12 protein-coding genes and 2 tRNA genes are annotated in these 16582 nt (G+C 60.1%); 10 read left to right on the plus strand and 4 right to left on the minus strand.

The genetic code is table 11. The features are described from left to right. Positions 1 to 32: 32 nt before the first annotated feature. Positions 33 to 1322, plus strand: coding sequence for an adenylosuccinate synthase (locus U367_RS0101955; protein ID WP_028615517.1), 1290 nt, complete (start codon positions 33 to 35; stop codon positions 1320 to 1322). A gap of 139 nt (positions 1323 to 1461) precedes the next feature. Then, positions 1462 to 3396 carry a methyl-accepting chemotaxis protein gene (locus U367_RS0101960; protein WP_028615518.1) on the plus strand — a complete coding sequence of 645 codons (1935 nt, stop codon included), beginning with the start codon at positions 1462 to 1464 and terminating at the stop codon, positions 3394 to 3396. A gap of 77 nt (positions 3397 to 3473) precedes the next feature. On the opposite strand, the gene U367_RS0101965 is transcribed toward U367_RS0101960, so the two are convergent. The 4 genes from U367_RS0101965 to U367_RS0101980 form a co-directional block, all read right to left on the minus strand. Then, on the minus strand, positions 3474 to 5039 hold the full coding sequence (locus U367_RS0101965; protein WP_028615519.1) for an ABC transporter permease: 1566 nt from the start codon (positions 5037 to 5039) through the stop codon (positions 3474 to 3476). Then, a complete protein-coding gene (locus U367_RS0101970; RefSeq protein ID WP_016976911.1) occupies positions 5039 to 6064 on the minus strand; it encodes an extracellular solute-binding protein in 1026 nt (341 codons plus the stop codon). Before U367_RS0101970 ends, U367_RS0101965 begins: the two co-directional genes overlap by 1 nt. 157 nt (positions 6065 to 6221) lie before the next feature. After that, positions 6222 to 6308 (minus strand) — tRNA-Leu (locus U367_RS0101975). Positions 6309 to 6460: 152 nt separating this feature from the next. Further along, positions 6461 to 6547, minus strand: a tRNA-Leu gene (locus tag U367_RS0101980). A 225-nt stretch (positions 6548 to 6772) separates the two neighbouring features. On the opposite strand from U367_RS0101980, the gene rnr reads away from it, so the two are divergent. The 8 genes from rnr to U367_RS0102020 all read left to right on the plus strand — a co-directional run bounded on the left by rnr (position 6773) and on the right by U367_RS0102020 (position 16408). Further along, positions 6773 to 9400: a ribonuclease R gene (gene rnr, locus U367_RS0101985; protein ID WP_028615520.1), complete on the plus strand. Its 2628-nt coding sequence runs from the start codon at positions 6773 to 6775 to the stop codon at positions 9398 to 9400. Next, positions 9397 to 10152, plus strand: a complete 756-nt coding sequence (gene rlmB, locus U367_RS0101990) for a 23S rRNA (guanosine(2251)-2'-O)-methyltransferase RlmB (RefSeq protein WP_005784248.1) — start codon at positions 9397 to 9399, stop codon at positions 10150 to 10152. The genes rnr and rlmB overlap by 4 nt, the downstream gene beginning before the upstream one ends. A 271-nt stretch (positions 10153 to 10423) precedes the next feature. Next, positions 10424 to 10846: a 30S ribosomal protein S6 gene (gene rpsF, locus U367_RS0101995; RefSeq protein ID WP_003236224.1), complete on the plus strand. Its 423-nt coding sequence runs from the start codon at positions 10424 to 10426 to the stop codon at positions 10844 to 10846. A gap of 28 nt (positions 10847 to 10874) precedes the next feature. After that, complete coding sequence (gene rpsR / locus U367_RS0102000) at positions 10875 to 11105, plus strand: 30S ribosomal protein S18 (protein WP_002551829.1); 231 nt, start codon at positions 10875 to 10877, stop codon at positions 11103 to 11105. A gap of 36 nt (positions 11106 to 11141) precedes the next feature. Next, entirely contained in the window at positions 11142 to 12035 is an 894-nt protein-coding gene (locus U367_RS0102005) for a YybS family protein (RefSeq protein ID WP_028615521.1), read from the plus strand. A gap of 18 nt (positions 12036 to 12053) precedes the next feature. Continuing rightward, complete coding sequence (rplI, locus tag U367_RS0102010) at positions 12054 to 12500, plus strand: 50S ribosomal protein L9 (RefSeq protein WP_016976915.1); 447 nt, start codon at positions 12054 to 12056, stop codon at positions 12498 to 12500. A gap of 110 nt (positions 12501 to 12610) precedes the next feature. After that, a complete protein-coding gene (dnaB, locus tag U367_RS0102015) occupies positions 12611 to 14008 on the plus strand; it encodes a replicative DNA helicase (RefSeq protein ID WP_016976916.1) in 1398 nt (465 codons plus the stop codon). A gap of 96 nt (positions 14009 to 14104) precedes the next feature. Beyond that, positions 14105 to 16408, plus strand: coding sequence for a YgiQ family radical SAM protein (locus U367_RS0102020; RefSeq protein ID WP_028615522.1), 2304 nt, complete (start codon positions 14105 to 14107; stop codon positions 16406 to 16408). Positions 16409 to 16582 lie beyond the last annotated feature (174 nt).

A 16582-nucleotide genomic window follows, 5' to 3' on the forward strand; every position in this document is an offset into this window, starting at 1 on the left:
GCACCAAGTTTGCGCGAATGAGGACAAGTGTTATGGGTAAGAATGTCGTAGTCCTGGGCACCCAATGGGGTGATGAGGGCAAAGGCAAGATCGTTGATCTGCTGACCGAACATGCTGCCGCCGTAGTGCGCTACCAAGGTGGCCACAACGCTGGCCACACCCTGGTCATCGATGGCGAAAAAACCGTCTTGCACCTGATCCCATCGGGCGTGCTGCGCGAAGGCGTGCAGTGCCTGATCGGCAACGGCGTGGTGGTTGCACCTGACGCTTTGCTGCGTGAGATCACCAAGCTGGAAGAGAAAGGCGTACCGGTGCGCGAGCGCCTGCGTATCAGCCCGTCCTGCCCGCTGATCCTGTCGTTCCACGTTGCGCTGGACCAGGCCCGTGAAAAGGCCCGTGGCGAGCTGAAGATCGGCACCACCGGTCGTGGCATCGGCCCAGCCTACGAAGACAAGGTTGCACGTCGTGGCCTGCGTGTGGGCGACCTGCTCAACATGCCGCGCTTTGAAGACAAACTGCGTGAATTGGTGGATTACCACAACTTCATGCTGGTCGGTTACTACAAAGAGCCAGCCATCGAGTTCGAAAAGACCCTGGCCGAGTGCAAGGAATACGCTGAGCTGCTCAAGCCACTCATGCTGGACGTGACTGCCGAGCTGCACGACCTGCGTCGTGCCGGCAAAGACATCATGTTCGAAGGCGCCCAAGGCTCCCTGCTGGACATCGATCACGGCACCTATCCGTACGTGACCAGCTCCAACACCACCGCTGGCGGCGTTGCGACCGGTTCGGGCGTTGGCCCGATGTTCCTGGACTACATTCTGGGCATCACCAAGGCTTACACCACTCGCGTAGGTTCGGGTCCGTTTCCGACTGAACTGTTCGACGACGTCGGCGCTCACCTGGCCAAGCAAGGTCACGAATTCGGCGCGACCACCGGCCGTGCTCGTCGTTGCGGCTGGTTCGACGCCGTCATCCTGCGTCGCGCTATCGATGTGAACAGCATCTCGGGCATCTGCCTGACCAAGCTGGACGTACTCGACGGCTTGGAAACCATCAATATCTGCATCGGCTACAAAGATGCCGAAGGCAAGGACGTTGCTCCGACCGACGCCGACAGCTACGTAGGTCTGCAGCCAGTGTACGAAGAAGTGTCGGGCTGGACCGAATCGACCGTGGGCGCCAAGACCCTGGAAGAGCTGCCAGCTAACGCCCGTGCCTACATCAAGCGAGTTGAAGAGCTGATCGGTGCGCCGATCGACATTATTTCGACAGGTCCGGACCGCAACGAAACCATCGTTCTGCGTCACCCGTTCGCTTAATAAGCTGTTGATGTGAAAAGCAAAGGGCTCCTTCGGGAGCCCTTTGTCGTTTCTGTCGCCTGGGCGGCACGACCCTTGCTTTGGTTCTTTCTTTCGCGGTGCTATCAAATTAATGGCACCCGTGGTGGAGGGATTCCCGATGTCTGCCGTTCTCTCATTGTTACAAAGCCGTCTGTTGCGGCCGGTGTTCGTTACCCTAGGTATCGCCCTTTTGGTGCAAGTGCTGGTTGCCGTCGCCCTGACGCGAAGCACCGTCACAGCGTTGGAAGCTGATTTGGGTAATCGCCTGGGTATCGACAGCCAGAAACTGTCGGGTGAATTGGCCCAGGCCGGTAAAGAAGTCACGTCCAGCCTGGACAGCTTGTCGACGAGTACCCGTCAGCGTCTGACCGCGGGGCTTTCAACCCGCCTGCAGGAAGAGCAGAAGCAACTGCGTGCGACCCTGGAAAAAGACCTGAAAGACTCCGCCAATGACATGGCGCAACTGCTGGCCTCGGTGGCGCCCCGCGCTATGTGGGACAGCGACGTGCCGACGCTGTCGGAGTTCGCCCGGCGTGCCCAGCGCAACCCCAACGTGCTGTTCGTGGTCTACGACGACGCGGCGGGTGAGCATCTGACCCGCTACCTCAACCGTGAAAACCCGATTAACCAGGCGCTGTTGGAAAAAGGCAAGGGTGACCGCGCCCTGGATAAAGTGTTGGATGCGGCGAAAGATGACCCTTCGGTGTTTTATGTTGAAGCGTCCATCAGCCCCAACGGCGTGGAGATCGGTAAGGTGCGCATGGGGGTTTCCACGACCGCAGTGGAGGCTGATCTGGCCGCGCTGGATAAGCGCTTCGCCGCACTGATCGCCAGCGGTGACCAGTTGGTGGGCGACAGCCTCAAGGGCGCAGCGGCCGATAGCGCTGCCGCCATGGGCGCGCGCCTGCAATCCGCGCAAGCCACCGCTACACAGATGACCGCCAACACCACCAGCGCCGTCCAGGACGCTGCCGGCACCTTGCGCTGGCGCATCGGCATGGGCCTGGCGCTGGTCGGTCTGGGCGTGTTGCTGTTGATCGCCATCGTGCTCGGGCGCCGCGTGGTCAATCGCCTGAAGTTGCTGATCGCGGCCATGGACGACTTGGCGGCGGGTGAGGGTGATCTCACCAAGCGTGTGCAAATCAGCAGCAAGGATGAAATCGGCGACATGGCTTCGGCGGTCAATCGCTTTGTGGATAAGTTGCAGCCCATCGTGCGCGAGGCGGGGGATGTAGCCCAGCGTACTGGCGTGGAAATCGGCGCCATGACCTTGCGCAATGCCGGTGCTGACGCTGCGGCCGGTTTACAGCGCGATGAAGTGGCCGAGAGCTTGCGCGCACTGTCGCAGATGGCCGACGAAGCGCAGGCCGAGAGCCATGCGATGCAGGCGGCGTTGCAGCAGGTGGTGGATATTCGCCAGGCCACGGATGAGAACTCGCGGACCTCGGCTGAGGTCGGCAGTTTGATCGAGGCGCTGGCGGGCCAAGTACAAGCGGGCTCCACGGTCATCGAGCGCCTGGCCCAGCAAAGCCAGCAGATCGAGGTGGTGCTGACCGTGATTCACGGCATCGCCGAGCAGACCAATCTGTTGGCGCTCAACGCGGCCATCGAGGCGGCGCGTGCTGGTGAGACCGGTCGCGGCTTTGCGGTGGTGGCGGATGAAGTGCGTGCGCTGGCCAGCAAGACGCAAAGCTCCACGGGCGATATTCAGGCGCATATCGTGGCGCTGCAGCAAGGCGCGCGGGAGGCGGTGGAAACCATCGGCAAGGCCGGGCGCCAGGCCAGTGAAGGTTTGCTGGTGTTGCGCGACAGCGTGCGCCTGCAACAGACGGTGCAGGCCTCGGTGGAGCAAGTGCATGCGGCGATTGGCTTGGCGACGCGCGCGGCTGAGCATCAGGCCCAGGGTGCCCATGCGGTGCGAGGGCGGGTCGAGGTAATCCATGCTCAGGCCGAACGTGCCGCCCAGGCGGTGGTTGAGACCACCGCCAGTGGCAAGGTGCTGGATGGGTTGGCGGCGCAGTTGAAGGCGAGCCTGGGGCAGTTCAGGGCTTAGTGGCCTCATCGCTGGCAAGCCAGCTCCTGCAGGTTATGCGCAACCCTTGTAGGAGCCGGCTTGCTGGCGATGATGTCCTAGCGACTCAGATACATCCGAGTCGTGAGCAAATACACCGGCAACCCCGACACTAGAATCAACAGCGCCGCATAAGGCGCCGCCGCCGCAAACTCTACATTCGAGGTATGCGCCCACACCGCCGTCGCCAATGTATTCAACCCTGTCGGGCTAAGCAGCAACGTCGCGGTCAATTCCTTCATCGCATCCAGGAATACCAATGCAAATGCAGCGCCGAGCGCCGGGAAAATAATCGGTAAGGTGACCCGACAAAACGCACTGAACGACGAAGCCCCCAGCGTGCGCGCAGCTTCTTCAAGCTGCGGCGCTGCCTTGTTCAGCGCGGTGCGAATCGGCGCCTGAGCCAGCGGCAGAAACAACAGCGCGTAAGCAATCAACAACAACGCTGACGTCTGGTACAGCGCCGGCACGTAGTGCAGGGCGAAATACACCAAGGTCAGCGCAATCACCAAGCCGGGCAGGGCGTGCAGCAGGTACGGCAGGCGTTCGGCCCAGATTGCCAGTTGGCCTTTGTAGCGCACCACCAGCAGACCGACCGGCACCGCCAACACCAGGCAAAGCGCGGCGCCTCCGAGGGACAGCGCCAGCGAGGACAGCAACGCTTCACCGATCTCTGCTACTGGGAAGGCAGCAGAAGATCCCACTGCCAACCAATAACCGAGCATTCCCAGCGGAATCCCGCTGCCGATGATCGCAAGCGCCAGGCAATAAACCTGACCCAATGGCGTCCACTTCCCCAGTCGAACCTGCTCCGCATGCCGCGCCGCGCCCTGGCCGATACGCACATGCCGGCCCTTGCCGCGCACGCGCAACTCCAGCCACAGCAATGTCAGGCACATCACCAGTAGCACAGCCGAGAGCATTGCGGCATTCGCGTTACTGAATTCCAGCTCGAACTGTTGGTAGATCGCGGTGGTAAAGGTCTGCAAACCGATGATCGACAGCGCGCCAAACTCCACCAGCATATGCAGCGCAATCAACAATGCTCCGGCCAGCAGTGAAGGCCACAGCAGCGGCAAGGTGATGCGAAAGAACACGCCCCAGCGATTCAGTCCGAGGGTGCGGGCCGACTCTTCCAGGGACGGGTCAAGATTGCGCAGGGTCGCTGCCACCGGCAGAAACACCAGCGGGTATTTCGACAGGCTCATCACCAGGATGGCCCCGCCAAGCCCTTCGAAACTGGCGCTCAGCGATACCCAGGTAAAGCTGCTGACAAACGCCGGCACCGCAAACGGCAGGCACAGGATCACGCCCCAGATACGTCGTCCCGGCAGATTGCTGCGCTCCAGCAGCCAGGCCAGGGACAGGCCGATCACGCCACACGTCACCGTCACCCCGATCATCAGCGCCAAGGTATTGCGCAGCAACCCGAACACATATGGCCGCCACAGCAGGTGCACCGCCTCCGCCCAACCGGCTTGCCACGCCTTGAGCCCGACATAGGCCAGCGGCAGCAAGCTCAAGCCGACCAGCAACAGTACGGGCAGCAACAGCCAGATCGACGGGCGCTTGCGCCTTGGGCTGAAACCCCCGCGCAGGGCGGGGGCGGGTAGCGATGGGTTCATCAGTTCAAGCCAACATCGCGTTCCAGGTCCAGGGCTTCTTCGGCGTTGCCAAGGTCCGCAGGGGTGACTTTCGGCGGTTGCAGCTCGCTGAACGGCTTGAGACCACGGCTGGATTCCATGCCTTTACGCAGCGGGTATTCAGCCGAGGTGTTGGTGATGACGCGCTGGCCCTCTTCACTGGCCATGAACGCCAGCAGTTGCTGGGCTTCTTTCGGATGCTTGCTGGATTTCAGCGCCGCCGCCGAAGATACGGTGATCAAGCCACCGGCATCGCCATCGGTGAAGTAATGCAGTTGGGAGTCCAGGTTGGTTTTTTCTTTCTTCAGGGCGAACCAGTAGTAGTTGTTTACCAGCACGGTAGCCACTTCGCCATTTTCAACGGCTTTGAGGGCGACCATGTTGTTGCTGTAGACCTTGCCGAAGGCACGCAGGCCGGTCAGCCATTCTTCGGCGGCTTCACGCCCGTGCAGCTTGATGATCGCCACGGCCTGCTCCTGGAAGGCGCCGCTGGTAGGTACGAAGCCGACCTTGCCTTGCCATTCGGGGCCGGCAAAATCCAGCACCGATTTCGGCAGGTCTTTTTCCGCGATCAATTTCGGATTGAACGCCACGACGCGGGTGCGCGCAGTCACGCCCATCCAGTCGCCATTGGCGCCGACATAATCCTTGGGCAATACGTCGAGGGTGCTGGCGTCGATCTTGGCCAGCAGGCCTTGTTCGCCGAGTTTGTTCAATGGTGGCGATTCTTCGGTGTAGATCACGTCGGCAGGCGAGCGGTCGCCTTCTTCCACGACTTGGCTTGCGAGCTGGTTGCTGCTGCCTTTGCGCACGTTGACGTGAATACCGGTCTTGGCTTCGAAGGCCTTGGCCAGTTCATCGCCGACTTCTTTATGCTGGCCGTTGTACAGGGTCAGGGAAACCTTGTCGGCGGAGTAGGCGGTGGGCGAGAGCAGGGTCAGGCCGAGCAGAGTGATGGTCAGGCCGCGCAGAAGGGATGTCTTGAGATGGGTATCGCGGATCATCATCCGGGTTGTTCCTCACTTGTATGCAACAAATACTTACAAGGATAAACGATAAAGTTTCTCAGGTGCGGGCGAGGGGCAAATCGCTGGGAAAGATTCAGGTCAGGTTTTTCAAACCCTGGAAACGAAAAAACCCGCTTTCGCGGGTTTGATCTGAATTTGGTGCCCAGGAGAAGACTCGAACTTCCACGACCTTGCGATCACCAGCACCTGAAGCTGGCGTGTCTACCAATTTCACCACCTGGGCATTATCAGCAGCGCTTGCGCTGTTGATGGGACGAACTATACGGAGGGCTTTTTGATCTGTAAACCCCTGATTCGAAAAAATAAATCAAGTTTTCCGTTAAAAATCAAAGGCCTGAAACGAAAAAACCCGCTTTCGCGGGTTTGATCTGAATTTGGTGCCCAGGAGAAGACTCGAACTTCCACGACCTTGCGATCACCAGCACCTGAAGCTGGCGTGTCTACCAATTTCACCACCTGGGCATTATCAGACAACGTTGCCGTCGTCGATGGCGCGCACTATACGGAGGGGATTTTAAGCTGTAAAGCCCTGCCATGAAAAAAGCCTGGAAAATTTCGCCAATGGTCGTGCAAGGTGTCCGCCGGGGGCTGCAAAGGGCTTTAAAAGGCTTGTTGGCGTCTGAAATTTCCCGTTTCAATACGCGTATGCCAAACTAACCCGCATATAGACAAGGTGAAAACTCTCTAATGGCCGATTGGCAGTCCCTCGATCCCGAGGCCGCTCGTGAAGCGGAAAAATATGAAAACCCTATTCCTAGCCGCGAACTGATCCTGGCGCACCTCGCTGATCGGGGTTCGCCTGCTAGCCGCGAGCAGTTGGTTGAAGAGTTCGGTCTGACCACCGAAGACCAACTCGAAGCCCTGCGCCGCCGTTTGCGTGCCATGGAGCGTGATGCTCAACTGATCTACACCCGCCGTGGCACTTACGCGCCTGTGGATAAGCTCGACCTGATCCTGGGCCGCATTGCCGGCCATCGTGACGGTTTCGGCTTCCTGATCCCGGACGACGGCAGCGATGACCTGTTCATGAGCCCGGCGCAAATGCGCCTGGTGTTCGATGGCGATCGTGCCCTGGCGCGCGTTTCCGGCCTGGACCGTCGCGGTCGCCGTGAAGGCGTGATCGTCGAAGTGGTGTCCCGTGCCCATGAGTCCATCGTCGGCCGTTACTTCGAGGAAGGCGGCATTGGCTTTGTCGTGCCGGATAACCCGAAGGTCCAGCAGGAAGTGCTGATCACCCCGGGCCGCAATGGCGCCGCCAAGGTCGGCCAGTTCGTCGAGGTGAAGATCACTCACTGGCCAACGGCGCGCTTCCAGCCCCAGGGCGATATCGTTGAAGTGGTCGGCAACTACATGGCGCCGGGCATGGAAATCGACGTTGCGTTGCGCACCTACGATATTCCTCACGTCTGGCCTGAAGCTGTGCTCAAAGAAGCCGGCAAGCTCAAGCCTGAAGTGGAAGAGAAAGACAAAGAAAAACGCATCGACCTGCGCCATCTGCCGTTCGTCACCATCGACGGCGAAGATGCCCGCGACTTCGACGATGCGGTCTACTGCGAAGCCAAGCCGGGCAAGCTGCGCCTGTTCTCCGGTGGCTGGAAGTTGTTCGTCGCGATTGCCGACGTATCCAGCTACGTGAAGATCGGTTCGGCCCTGGATAACGAGGCCCAAGTGCGCGGCAACTCCGTGTACTTCCCGGAGCGCGTGATCCCGATGCTGCCTGAGCAGCTGTCCAACGGCCTGTGCTCCCTGAACCCGAAAGTCGACCGTTTGGCCATGGTGTGCGAGATGACCATCTCGAAAACCGGCGAAATGACCGACTACCAGTTCTACGAAGCGGTGATCCACTCCCAGGCGCGCCTGACCTACAACAAGGTCAGCACTATCCTGGAAGCGCCGAAGACTAGCGAAGCCAAGGCCCTGCGTACTGAGTACGCTGGCGTGGTGCCGCACCTCAAGCAGCTTTATGCGCTATACAAGGTGTTGCTGGGCGCTCGTCACGTGCGTGGCGCTATCGATTTTGAAACCCAGGAAACCCGGATTGTCTTTGGTTCCGAGCGCAAGATCGCTGCGATCACCCCGACCACGCGTAACGATGCGCACAAACTGATCGAGGAATGCATGCTGGCGGCCAACGTGGCCACCGCGGAATTCCTGAAGAAGCATGAGATTCCTGCGCTTTATCGCGTGCACGATGGCCCACCGCCGGAGCGTCTGGAAAAACTGCGCGCCTTCCTCGGCGAGCTCGGCCTGTCCCTGCACAAAGGCAAGGACGGCCCGACGCCGAAGGACTATCAGGCGCTGCTCGCTAGCATCAAGGACCGTCCGGATTACCACGTGATCCAGACCGTCATGCTGCGCTCACTGAGCCAGGCGGTGTACAGCGCCGACAATCAGGGCCACTTCGGTCTTAATTACGAGGCTTACACCCACTTCACCTCGCCGATCCGTCGTTACCCGGACCTGCTCACGCACCGCGCAATCCGCAGCGTGATCCACTCCAAGCAGAACACCCCGCACGTCAAGCGCGCCGGTGCCATGACCATTCCGAAAGCACGGATCTATCCGTACGACGAAGCGGCCTTGGAACAGCTGGGCGAGCAGTGCTCCATGAGCGAGCGCCGTGCCGACGAAGCCACGCGTGACGTGGTGAACTGGCTCAAGTGCGAGTTCATGAAGGATCGCGTAGGCGAGACTTTCCCTGGCGTGATCACTGCCGTGACCGGTTTTGGCCTGTTTGTCGAATTGACCGACATCTACGTCGAAGGCCTGGTGCACGTCACCGCCTTGCCGGGTGACTACTACCACTTCGACCCTGTGCACCACCGCCTGGCGGGCGAGCGCACCGGTCGCAGCTTCCGTTTGGGCGATACCGTGGAAGTGCAGGTCATGCGCGTCGATCTCGACGAGCGCAAGATCGACTTCGGCATGTCCGACAAGCCAGCCGAATCGCCGGGCAGCCGTAAAAAACGTGGCAGCGAACCGACCAGCAAAGGCAAGGCCGCGCCTGCGAAAGCAGCGACCGCCGAGCCTGCGCCAGCCAAAACTGGCCGTCGCTCGACAACCAAGGAAAAGGCCCCTGAAGCCTACCGCCCAAGCGACGCTGCGGCGAAAAACGCCGAGCTGCGCAAGAGCCGCGAGTTGAAGCAGCAGTTGCTCAACGAAGCCAAAAGCGGTGGTAAAGCGGCGTCTGGGGGAAAGTCCCACGGGGCGGAAAAGCCGTCGAGCAAACCAAGTAAACACCGTAAAGGCCCGCCAAAAGCGGGTTCGGGCCCTGCCAAGAGCGGCGGGTCGCGCAAACCTAAGGCCAAGTCATGAGTCTGGAAAAAATCTACGGCGTCCACGCCGTAGAAGCACTGCTGCGTCACCACCCGAAACGCGTCAAGCAAGTGTGGCTGGCCGAAGGCCGCAGCGAGCCGCGCGTACAAGCGCTGGTTGAACTGGCGACCCAAAACAAGGTTGCCATCGGCCAGGCCGAGCGTCGCGAAATGGACGTGTGGGTTGAGGGCGTGCACCAAGGCGTGGTCGCGGACGTCAGCCCGAGCCAGGTTTGGGGCGAAGCGATGCTCGACGAGCTGCTCGACCGTACCGAAGGTGCGCCGTTGCTACTGGTGCTGGACGGCGTGACCGATCCGCACAACCTCGGCGCTTGCCTGCGTTCGGCTGACGCTGCCGGCGCGCTGGCGGTGATCGTGCCTAAAGATAAGTCCGCGACCTTGACGCCGGTCGTGCGTAAAGTCGCCTGTGGCGCGGCGGAAGTGATTCCGCTGGTGGCCGTGACCAACTTGGCGCGCACCCTGGAGAAACTCCAGCAGCGTGGTCTGTGGGTGGTGGGTACGGCAGGCGAGGCCGAGGTCAGCATTTATGACCAGGACCTCACCGGCCCGACCATCCTGATCATGGGCGCCGAAGGCAAAGGTATGCGTCGCCTGACCCGCGAACATTGCGATTACCTGGTACATCTGCCGATGGCCGGTAGCGTCAGCAGCCTCAACGTATCGGTTGCCACCGGCGTGTGCCTGTTTGAAGCCCAGCGTCAGCGTGGCGCCAAGGCCAAGACCAAGAAGTAAACCTCTCGACTGTAGGAGCCGGCTTGTCGGCGATAGCGATCTTCCGGACGCCATCGCTGGCAAGCCGGCTCCTACAATTGGTTTGTGGTGTTTGGGAGGTTGTTCAAATAATCACCAATCACCTTGCACGCTTCCTCCCCCTTCTCTACAATTGCGCCCCTTGCCTTCCTGGCAGGCACCGATGTGCCTCCCTGCGGCAAGATCCATAAGTGTCATTCACTCCTTGTCTGACCGTTTTTGAGCGGCAGGCTACAACCCGTAAGGAGCATTCATGCGTCATTACGAAATCATCTTTTTGGTCCACCCGGATCAAAGCGAGCAAGTCGGCGGCATGGTTGAGCGTTACACCAAGCTGATCGAAGAAGACGGCGGCAAAATCCACCGTCTGGAAGATTGGGGCCGTCGTCAACTGGCCTACGCAATCAACAATGTTCACAAGGCTCACTACGTGATGCTGAACGTTGAGTGCACTGGCAAGGCCCTGGCCGAGCTGGAAGACAACTTCCGCTACAACGATGCTGTGATCCGTAACCTGGTCATCCGTCGCGAAGAAGCCGTTACCGGCCAATCCGAGATGCTCAAGGCTGAAGAAAACCGCAGTGAGCGCCGTGAGCGTCGCGACCGTCCTGAGCACGAAGGCGCTGATAGCGCTGATAGTGATGACAGCGACAACAGCGATAACGCTGACGAGTAATCCACGGACCTTTTAAGGAGCCTATCAAATGGCACGTTTCTTCCGTCGTCGTAAATTCTGCCGCTTCACCGCTGAAGACGTGAAAGAGATCGATTACAAAGATCTCAACACTCTGAAAGCCTACGTATCCGAGACCGGCAAAATCGTTCCAAGCCGTATCACCGGTACCAAAGCACGTTATCAGCGTCAGCTGGCCACCGCTATCAAGCGCGCCCGCTTCCTGGCCCTGCTGGCCTACACCGACAGCCACGGCCGCTGAGACCGGGCAGTCGACAAGTAGTAAGGGATTGAATGCATGCGCGCCTTAGCTGAGTTCATCATGCGCGGTCGTGTGCAGGCCACTCTGGTAGTGGCTGGATGTGCAGCATTGCCGTTGTTGTATTGGTTGGCTGCTGCCGCTGGATGCCTTGTGCTCCTGCGGCGCGGTTTGCAGGATGCCGTTGGCATCCTGGCCCTGGGAGTCGTAGCCGCCTTGATCTGGTGGTTGCAACTGGGCGAACCCAAAGTGCTTCTGGTGCTGCTGGGGTCGTCGAGCCTTGCGTTGGTTTTGCGCGCAAGTGAGTCCTGGGTCCGCACGCTGCTGGTCAGCGTGGCGTTGGGGTTGGTGTTTTCGGTGTTGATTGACGCGGCTTTCCGCCCGCAGATCGAGGCGCTGTCGCAAGAGATCGTCAAGATCCTGCCGATGGCCCTCGGGGAACTCTACCAACAGCTGTCGGTAGAAGAGCGAGCGCGACTGGCAACGCTGATTGCACCGGCCCTGATCGGCCTGATGGCGGTAATGATGCAGATCGTCAGTTTGCTGAGCCTGATGCTTGGGCGTTATTGGCAGGCGTTGTTGTACAACCCGGGTGGTTTTGGTCGCGAATTTCGCAGTATCAGAATCCCCGTGGGCCCGGCGATGTTGCTGCTGGCACTCATGGTGGTCGGACCGTACTTCGGTTCACAAGCCACCTTGCTGATGCTGTTTTGCAGCGTACCGCTGGTGTTTTCCGGACTGGCCCTGATTCATGGGCTGGTCGCGCAGAAGCGCCTGGCCAAGTTCTGGCTGGTGGGGATGTACGTAACGATGCTGGTGTTCATGCAACTGATCTATCCGTTACTCGTGGTTTTGGCCATTGTCGACGGCCTGATTGATTTTCGCGGTCGTCTGGCGCCGAAAGACGCCGATAACGCGAACGGTGAAGGTTAAAAGTTAGAGGATTTTCACATGCAACTGATCCTTCTGGAAAAAGTCGCCAACCTGGGCAACCTGGGCGACAAAGTGAACGTTAAGGCCGGTTACGGTCGTAACTACCTGCTGCCATACGGCAAAGCCACCGCTGCAACCGCTGCCAACCTGGCTGCGTTTGAAGAGCGTCGTGCTGAGCTGGAACAAGCAGCAGCAGACAAAAAAGCTTCGGCCGAAACTCGCGCTGCCCAACTGGCTGAGCTGGAAGTGACTATCACTGCCACCGCCGGTGACGAAGGCAAGCTGTTCGGTTCGATCGGCACCCACGACATCGCTGATGCACTGACCGCCTCCGGCGTTGAAGTGCAGAAGAGCGAAGTTCGTCTGCCGAACGGCACCATCCGTAACGTAGGTGAATTCGACGTAGCCGTGCACCTGCACGCCGAAGTTGAAGCCACCGTACGCGTTATCGTGGTAGCAGCTTAAGCAGCACCTAACTGACTGGCACCTCGCGTGTCAGCCAGTTAACATCGGGCACGATCCTGTTTACAGGTCGTGCCTTTTGTTTTTCTACACACCCCAAATTCCAAGTGGCCATGAACGATATTTCAGCTCCTGAGCAATACGATCTGCAAACCGCTGCCCTGAAGGTGCCGCCGCATTCCATCGAGGCCGAACAGGCTGTGCTCGGTGGTTTGATGCTGGACAACAACGCCTGGGAACGCGTGCTGGATCAAGTCTCGGACGGTGACTTCTATCGCCATGACCACCGCCTGATCTTCCGTGCCATCGCCAAGCTGGCCGACCAGAACTCACCGATCGACGTGGTGACCCTGGCCGAGCAGCTAGACAAGGAAGGCCAGACCTCCCAGGTCGGCGGCCTCGGCTACCTCGGTGAACTGGCGAAGAACACGCCGTCCGTCGCCAACATCAAGGCCTATGCCCAGATTGTTCGCCAGCGGGCCACGCTGCGCCAACTGATCGGTATCAGCACCGAGATCGCCGACAGCGCCTTCAACCCGGAAGGGCGTACCGCCGAAGAGATCCTCGACGAAGCCGAACGCCAGATCTTCCAGATCGCCGAGGCCCGCCCGAAAACCGGCGGCCCGGTAGGCGTCAACGAGCTGTTGACCAAGGCCATCGACCGTATCGACACGCTGTTCAACACCGACGCGGCCATCACCGGTATTTCCACCGGCTATGCCGACCTCGACGAGAAGACCAGCGGCCTGCAGCCGTCCGACTTGATCATCGTCGCTGGTCGTCCCTCCATGGGTAAGACCACCTTCGCGATGAACCTGGTCGAAAACGCCGTGTTGCGCAGCGACAAGACCGTCCTGGTGTACTCCCTGGAGATGCCCGGTGAATCGCTGATCATGCGGATGCTCTCGTCCCTGGGCCGTATCGACCAGACCAAGGTGCGTTCCGGCCAGCTGGAAGATGACGACTGGCCGCGGCTGACCTCGGCGGTCAACCTGCTCAATGACCGCAAGCTGTTCATCGACGACACTGCGGGCATCAGCCCCTCGGAGATGCGTGCACGCACCCGCCGCCTGGTGCGTGAACACGGCGATATTGCCTTGATCATGATCGACTACCTGCAGTTGATGCAGATCCCGGGTTCCAGCGGTGACAGCCGGACCAACGAGATTTCCGAGATTTCCCGGTCCTTGAAAGCCCTGGCCAAGGAATTCAACTGCCCGGTGGTGGCGCTGTCCCAGCTCAACCGTTCCCTGGAACAACGTCCCAACAAGCGCCCGGTGAACTCCGACTTGCGGGAATCGGGTGCGATCGAGCAGGACGCCGACGTGATCATGTTCGTGTACCGCGACGAGGTATACCACCCCGAAACCGAACACAAAGGCATCGCCGAGATCATCATCGGCAAGCAGCGGAACGGGCCGATCGGGTTTATCCGCCTGGCGTTCATTGGTAAGTACACCCGCTTCGAGAACCTCGCGCCAGGCAGCTACAACTTCGACGACGATGAATAACTCGTCTGCTCAATTCCGACCATTACCGTCGGAATTGGTCAAAATTTGTGCTATATTCCGCGCCCGCGATTTTCCATCTCAACACCGGTCACCGTCATGCAAACAGCCAAGCCGTTATTTGACTATCCCAAGTACTGGGCCGAATGTTTCGGTCCAGCGCCATTCCTGCCGATGAGCAGGGAGGAGATGGATCAGCTTGGCTGGGATTCCTGCGACATCATCATCGTCACCGGTGATGCGTATGTTGACCATCCGTCGTTCGGCATGGCGATCATCGGCCGGCTGCTGGAGTCCCAGGGCTTCCGCGTCGGGATCATTGCCCAGCCGAACTGGCAGTCCAAAGACGACTTCATGAAGCTCGGCGAGCCGAACCTGTTCTTCGGCGTCGCGGCCGGCAACATGGATTCGATGATCAACCGCTACACCGCCGACAAGAAAATCCGTTCCGACGACGCCTACACCCCCGGCGGCATGGCCGGCAAACGCCCGGACCGCGCGAGCCTGGTGTACAGCCAGCGTTGCAAGGAAGCCTATAAGAACGTGCCGATCGTACTTGGCGGCATCGAAGCCTCCCTGCGCCGCATCGCCCACTACGACTACTGGCAGGACCGCGTGCGTAACTCGATCCTGATCGACGCTACCGCCGATATCCTGCTGTACGGCAACGCCGAGCGTGCGATTGTCGAAGTCGCCCAGCGCCTGTCGTGGGGCCACAAGATCGAAGACATCACTGACGTGCGCGGCACCGCGTTCATTCGCCGTGACACGCCGGTGGGCTGGTACGAAGTGGACTCCACGCGGATCGACCGTCCGGGCAAGATCGACAAGATCATCAACCCGTACGTCAACACTCAAGACACCCAGGCTTGCGCTATCGAGCAAGAGAAGGGGCCGGTAGATGACCCGGAAGAAGCCAAGGTCGTCCAGATCCTGGCCAGCCCGCGCATGACCCGCGACAAGACCGTGATCCGTCTGCCTTCGGTAGAGAAGGTCCGTGGCGACGCCGTGCTCTACGCCCACGCCAACCGCGTGTTGCACCTGGAAACCAACCCAGGCAACGCCCGTGCCCTGGTGCAGAAGCACGGTGAGGTGGACGTGTGGTTCAACCCGCCGCCCATTCCGATGACTACCGAAGAAATGGACTACGTGTTCGGCATGCCTTACGCCCGTGTTCCGCACCCGGCGTATGGCAAGGAAAAAATTCCGGCCTACGACATGATCCGTTTCTCGGTGAACATCATGCGTGGCTGCTTTGGTGGCTGCACCTTCTGCTCGATCACCGAGCACGAAGGGCGCATCATCCAGAACCGTTCCGAAGAGTCGATCATCCGCGAGATCGAAGAGATCCGCGACAAAGTGCCGGGCTTTACCGGCGTGATCTCCGACCTCGGCGGCCCGACCGCGAACATGTACCGCATCGCCTGCAAGAGCCCGGAAATCGAATCTGCGTGCCGCAAGCCATCGTGCGTATTCCCCGGTATCTGCCCGAACCTGAACACTGATCACTCGTCGTTGATCCAGCTGTATCGCAGCGCGCGTGCATTGCCGGGTGTGAAGAAGATCCTGATCGCTTCCGGCCTGCGCTATGACCTGGCCGTCGAATCGCCGGAATACGTCAAGGAACTGGTGACCCACCACGTCGGTGGCTACCTCAAGATCGCCCCGGAACACACCGAGGAAGGTCCGCTCAACCAGATGATGAAACCGGGCATTGGCAGCTATGACAAGTTCAAGCGCATGTTCGAGAAGTACACCAAGGAAGCGGGCAAGGAGCAGTACCTGATTCCTTACTTCATTGCCGCCCACCCGGGCACCACCGATGAAGACATGATGAACCTGGCCCTGTGGCTCAAGGGCAACGGCTTCCGCGCCGACCAGGTGCAGGCGTTCTACCCGTCGCCGATGGCCACCGCCACCGCGATGTACCACTCGGGCAAGAACCCGCTGCGCAAGGTCACCTACAAGAGCGATGCAGTGACCATCGTCAAGAGCGAAGAGCAGCGCCGTCTGCACAAGGCGTTCCTGCGTTACCACGACCCGAAAGGCTGGCCAATGCTGCGTGAAGCACTGACCCGCATGGGCCGTGCCGACTTGATCGGGCCAGGCAAGGACCAACTGATCCCGCTGCACCAGCCGAGCACCGACAGCTACCAGAGCGCGCGTCGAAAGAACTCGACGCCGGCCGGCAGCCATAAGGTCGCGAAGGAAACCACCACGAAGATCCTCACCCAGCACACCGGACTGCCGCCGCGTGGCAGCGACGGCAGCAACCCGTGGGACAAGCGTGAGCAAGCCAAGGCCGCGGCCCAGGCGCGTAACAAGCAGGCCGCCAAGGAGCGCGCCGATGCGGCCAAGGGCAAGGGCGGCAAGCCTGCGCGCAAGCCGGTAGTGCCGCGTTGATCGCAGCCTGAACATGTAAAACGCCAGCCTTGTGCTGGCGTTTTGCTTTCTATTCGGTGGCGAGCCTGTTTGTTAAGGTGGCGATCATTAAATCGCCTTCGCGAGCAAGCCCGCTCCCACACTTGAATGTATTCGCAAATCAAAATGTGGGAGCGGGCTTGCTCGCGAAGGCGT

It is taken from the genome of Pseudomonas canadensis, from assembly GCF_000503215.1.
Lineage (GTDB): Bacteria > Pseudomonadota > Gammaproteobacteria > Pseudomonadales > Pseudomonadaceae > Aquipseudomonas > Aquipseudomonas canadensis.

Bases quoted from the DNA above. Each gene is read 5' to 3' on its own strand.
- U367_RS0101955 (WP_028615517.1), top strand. From the start codon at position 33: ATGGGTAAGAATGTCGTAGTCCTGGGCACCCAATGGGGTGATGAGGGC.
- U367_RS0101960 (WP_028615518.1), top strand. From the start codon at position 1,462: ATGTCTGCCGTTCTCTCATTGTTACAAAGCCGTCTGTTGCGGCCGGTG.
- U367_RS0101965 (WP_028615519.1), bottom strand. From the start codon at position 5,039: ATGAACCCATCGCTACCCGCCCCCGCCCTGCGCGGGGGTTTCAGCCCA.
- U367_RS0101970 (WP_016976911.1), bottom strand. From the start codon at position 6,064: ATGATGATCCGCGATACCCATCTCAAGACATCCCTTCTGCGCGGCCTG.
- rnr (WP_028615520.1), top strand. From the start codon at position 6,773: ATGGCCGATTGGCAGTCCCTCGATCCCGAGGCCGCTCGTGAAGCGGAA.
- rlmB (WP_005784248.1), top strand. From the start codon at position 9,397: ATGAGTCTGGAAAAAATCTACGGCGTCCACGCCGTAGAAGCACTGCTG.
- rpsF (WP_003236224.1), top strand. From the start codon at position 10,424: ATGCGTCATTACGAAATCATCTTTTTGGTCCACCCGGATCAAAGCGAG.
- rpsR (WP_002551829.1), top strand. From the start codon at position 10,875: ATGGCACGTTTCTTCCGTCGTCGTAAATTCTGCCGCTTCACCGCTGAA.
- U367_RS0102005 (WP_028615521.1), top strand. From the start codon at position 11,142: ATGCGCGCCTTAGCTGAGTTCATCATGCGCGGTCGTGTGCAGGCCACT.
- rplI (WP_016976915.1), top strand. From the start codon at position 12,054: ATGCAACTGATCCTTCTGGAAAAAGTCGCCAACCTGGGCAACCTGGGC.
- dnaB (WP_016976916.1), top strand. From the start codon at position 12,611: ATGAACGATATTTCAGCTCCTGAGCAATACGATCTGCAAACCGCTGCC.
- U367_RS0102020 (WP_028615522.1), top strand. From the start codon at position 14,105: ATGCAAACAGCCAAGCCGTTATTTGACTATCCCAAGTACTGGGCCGAA.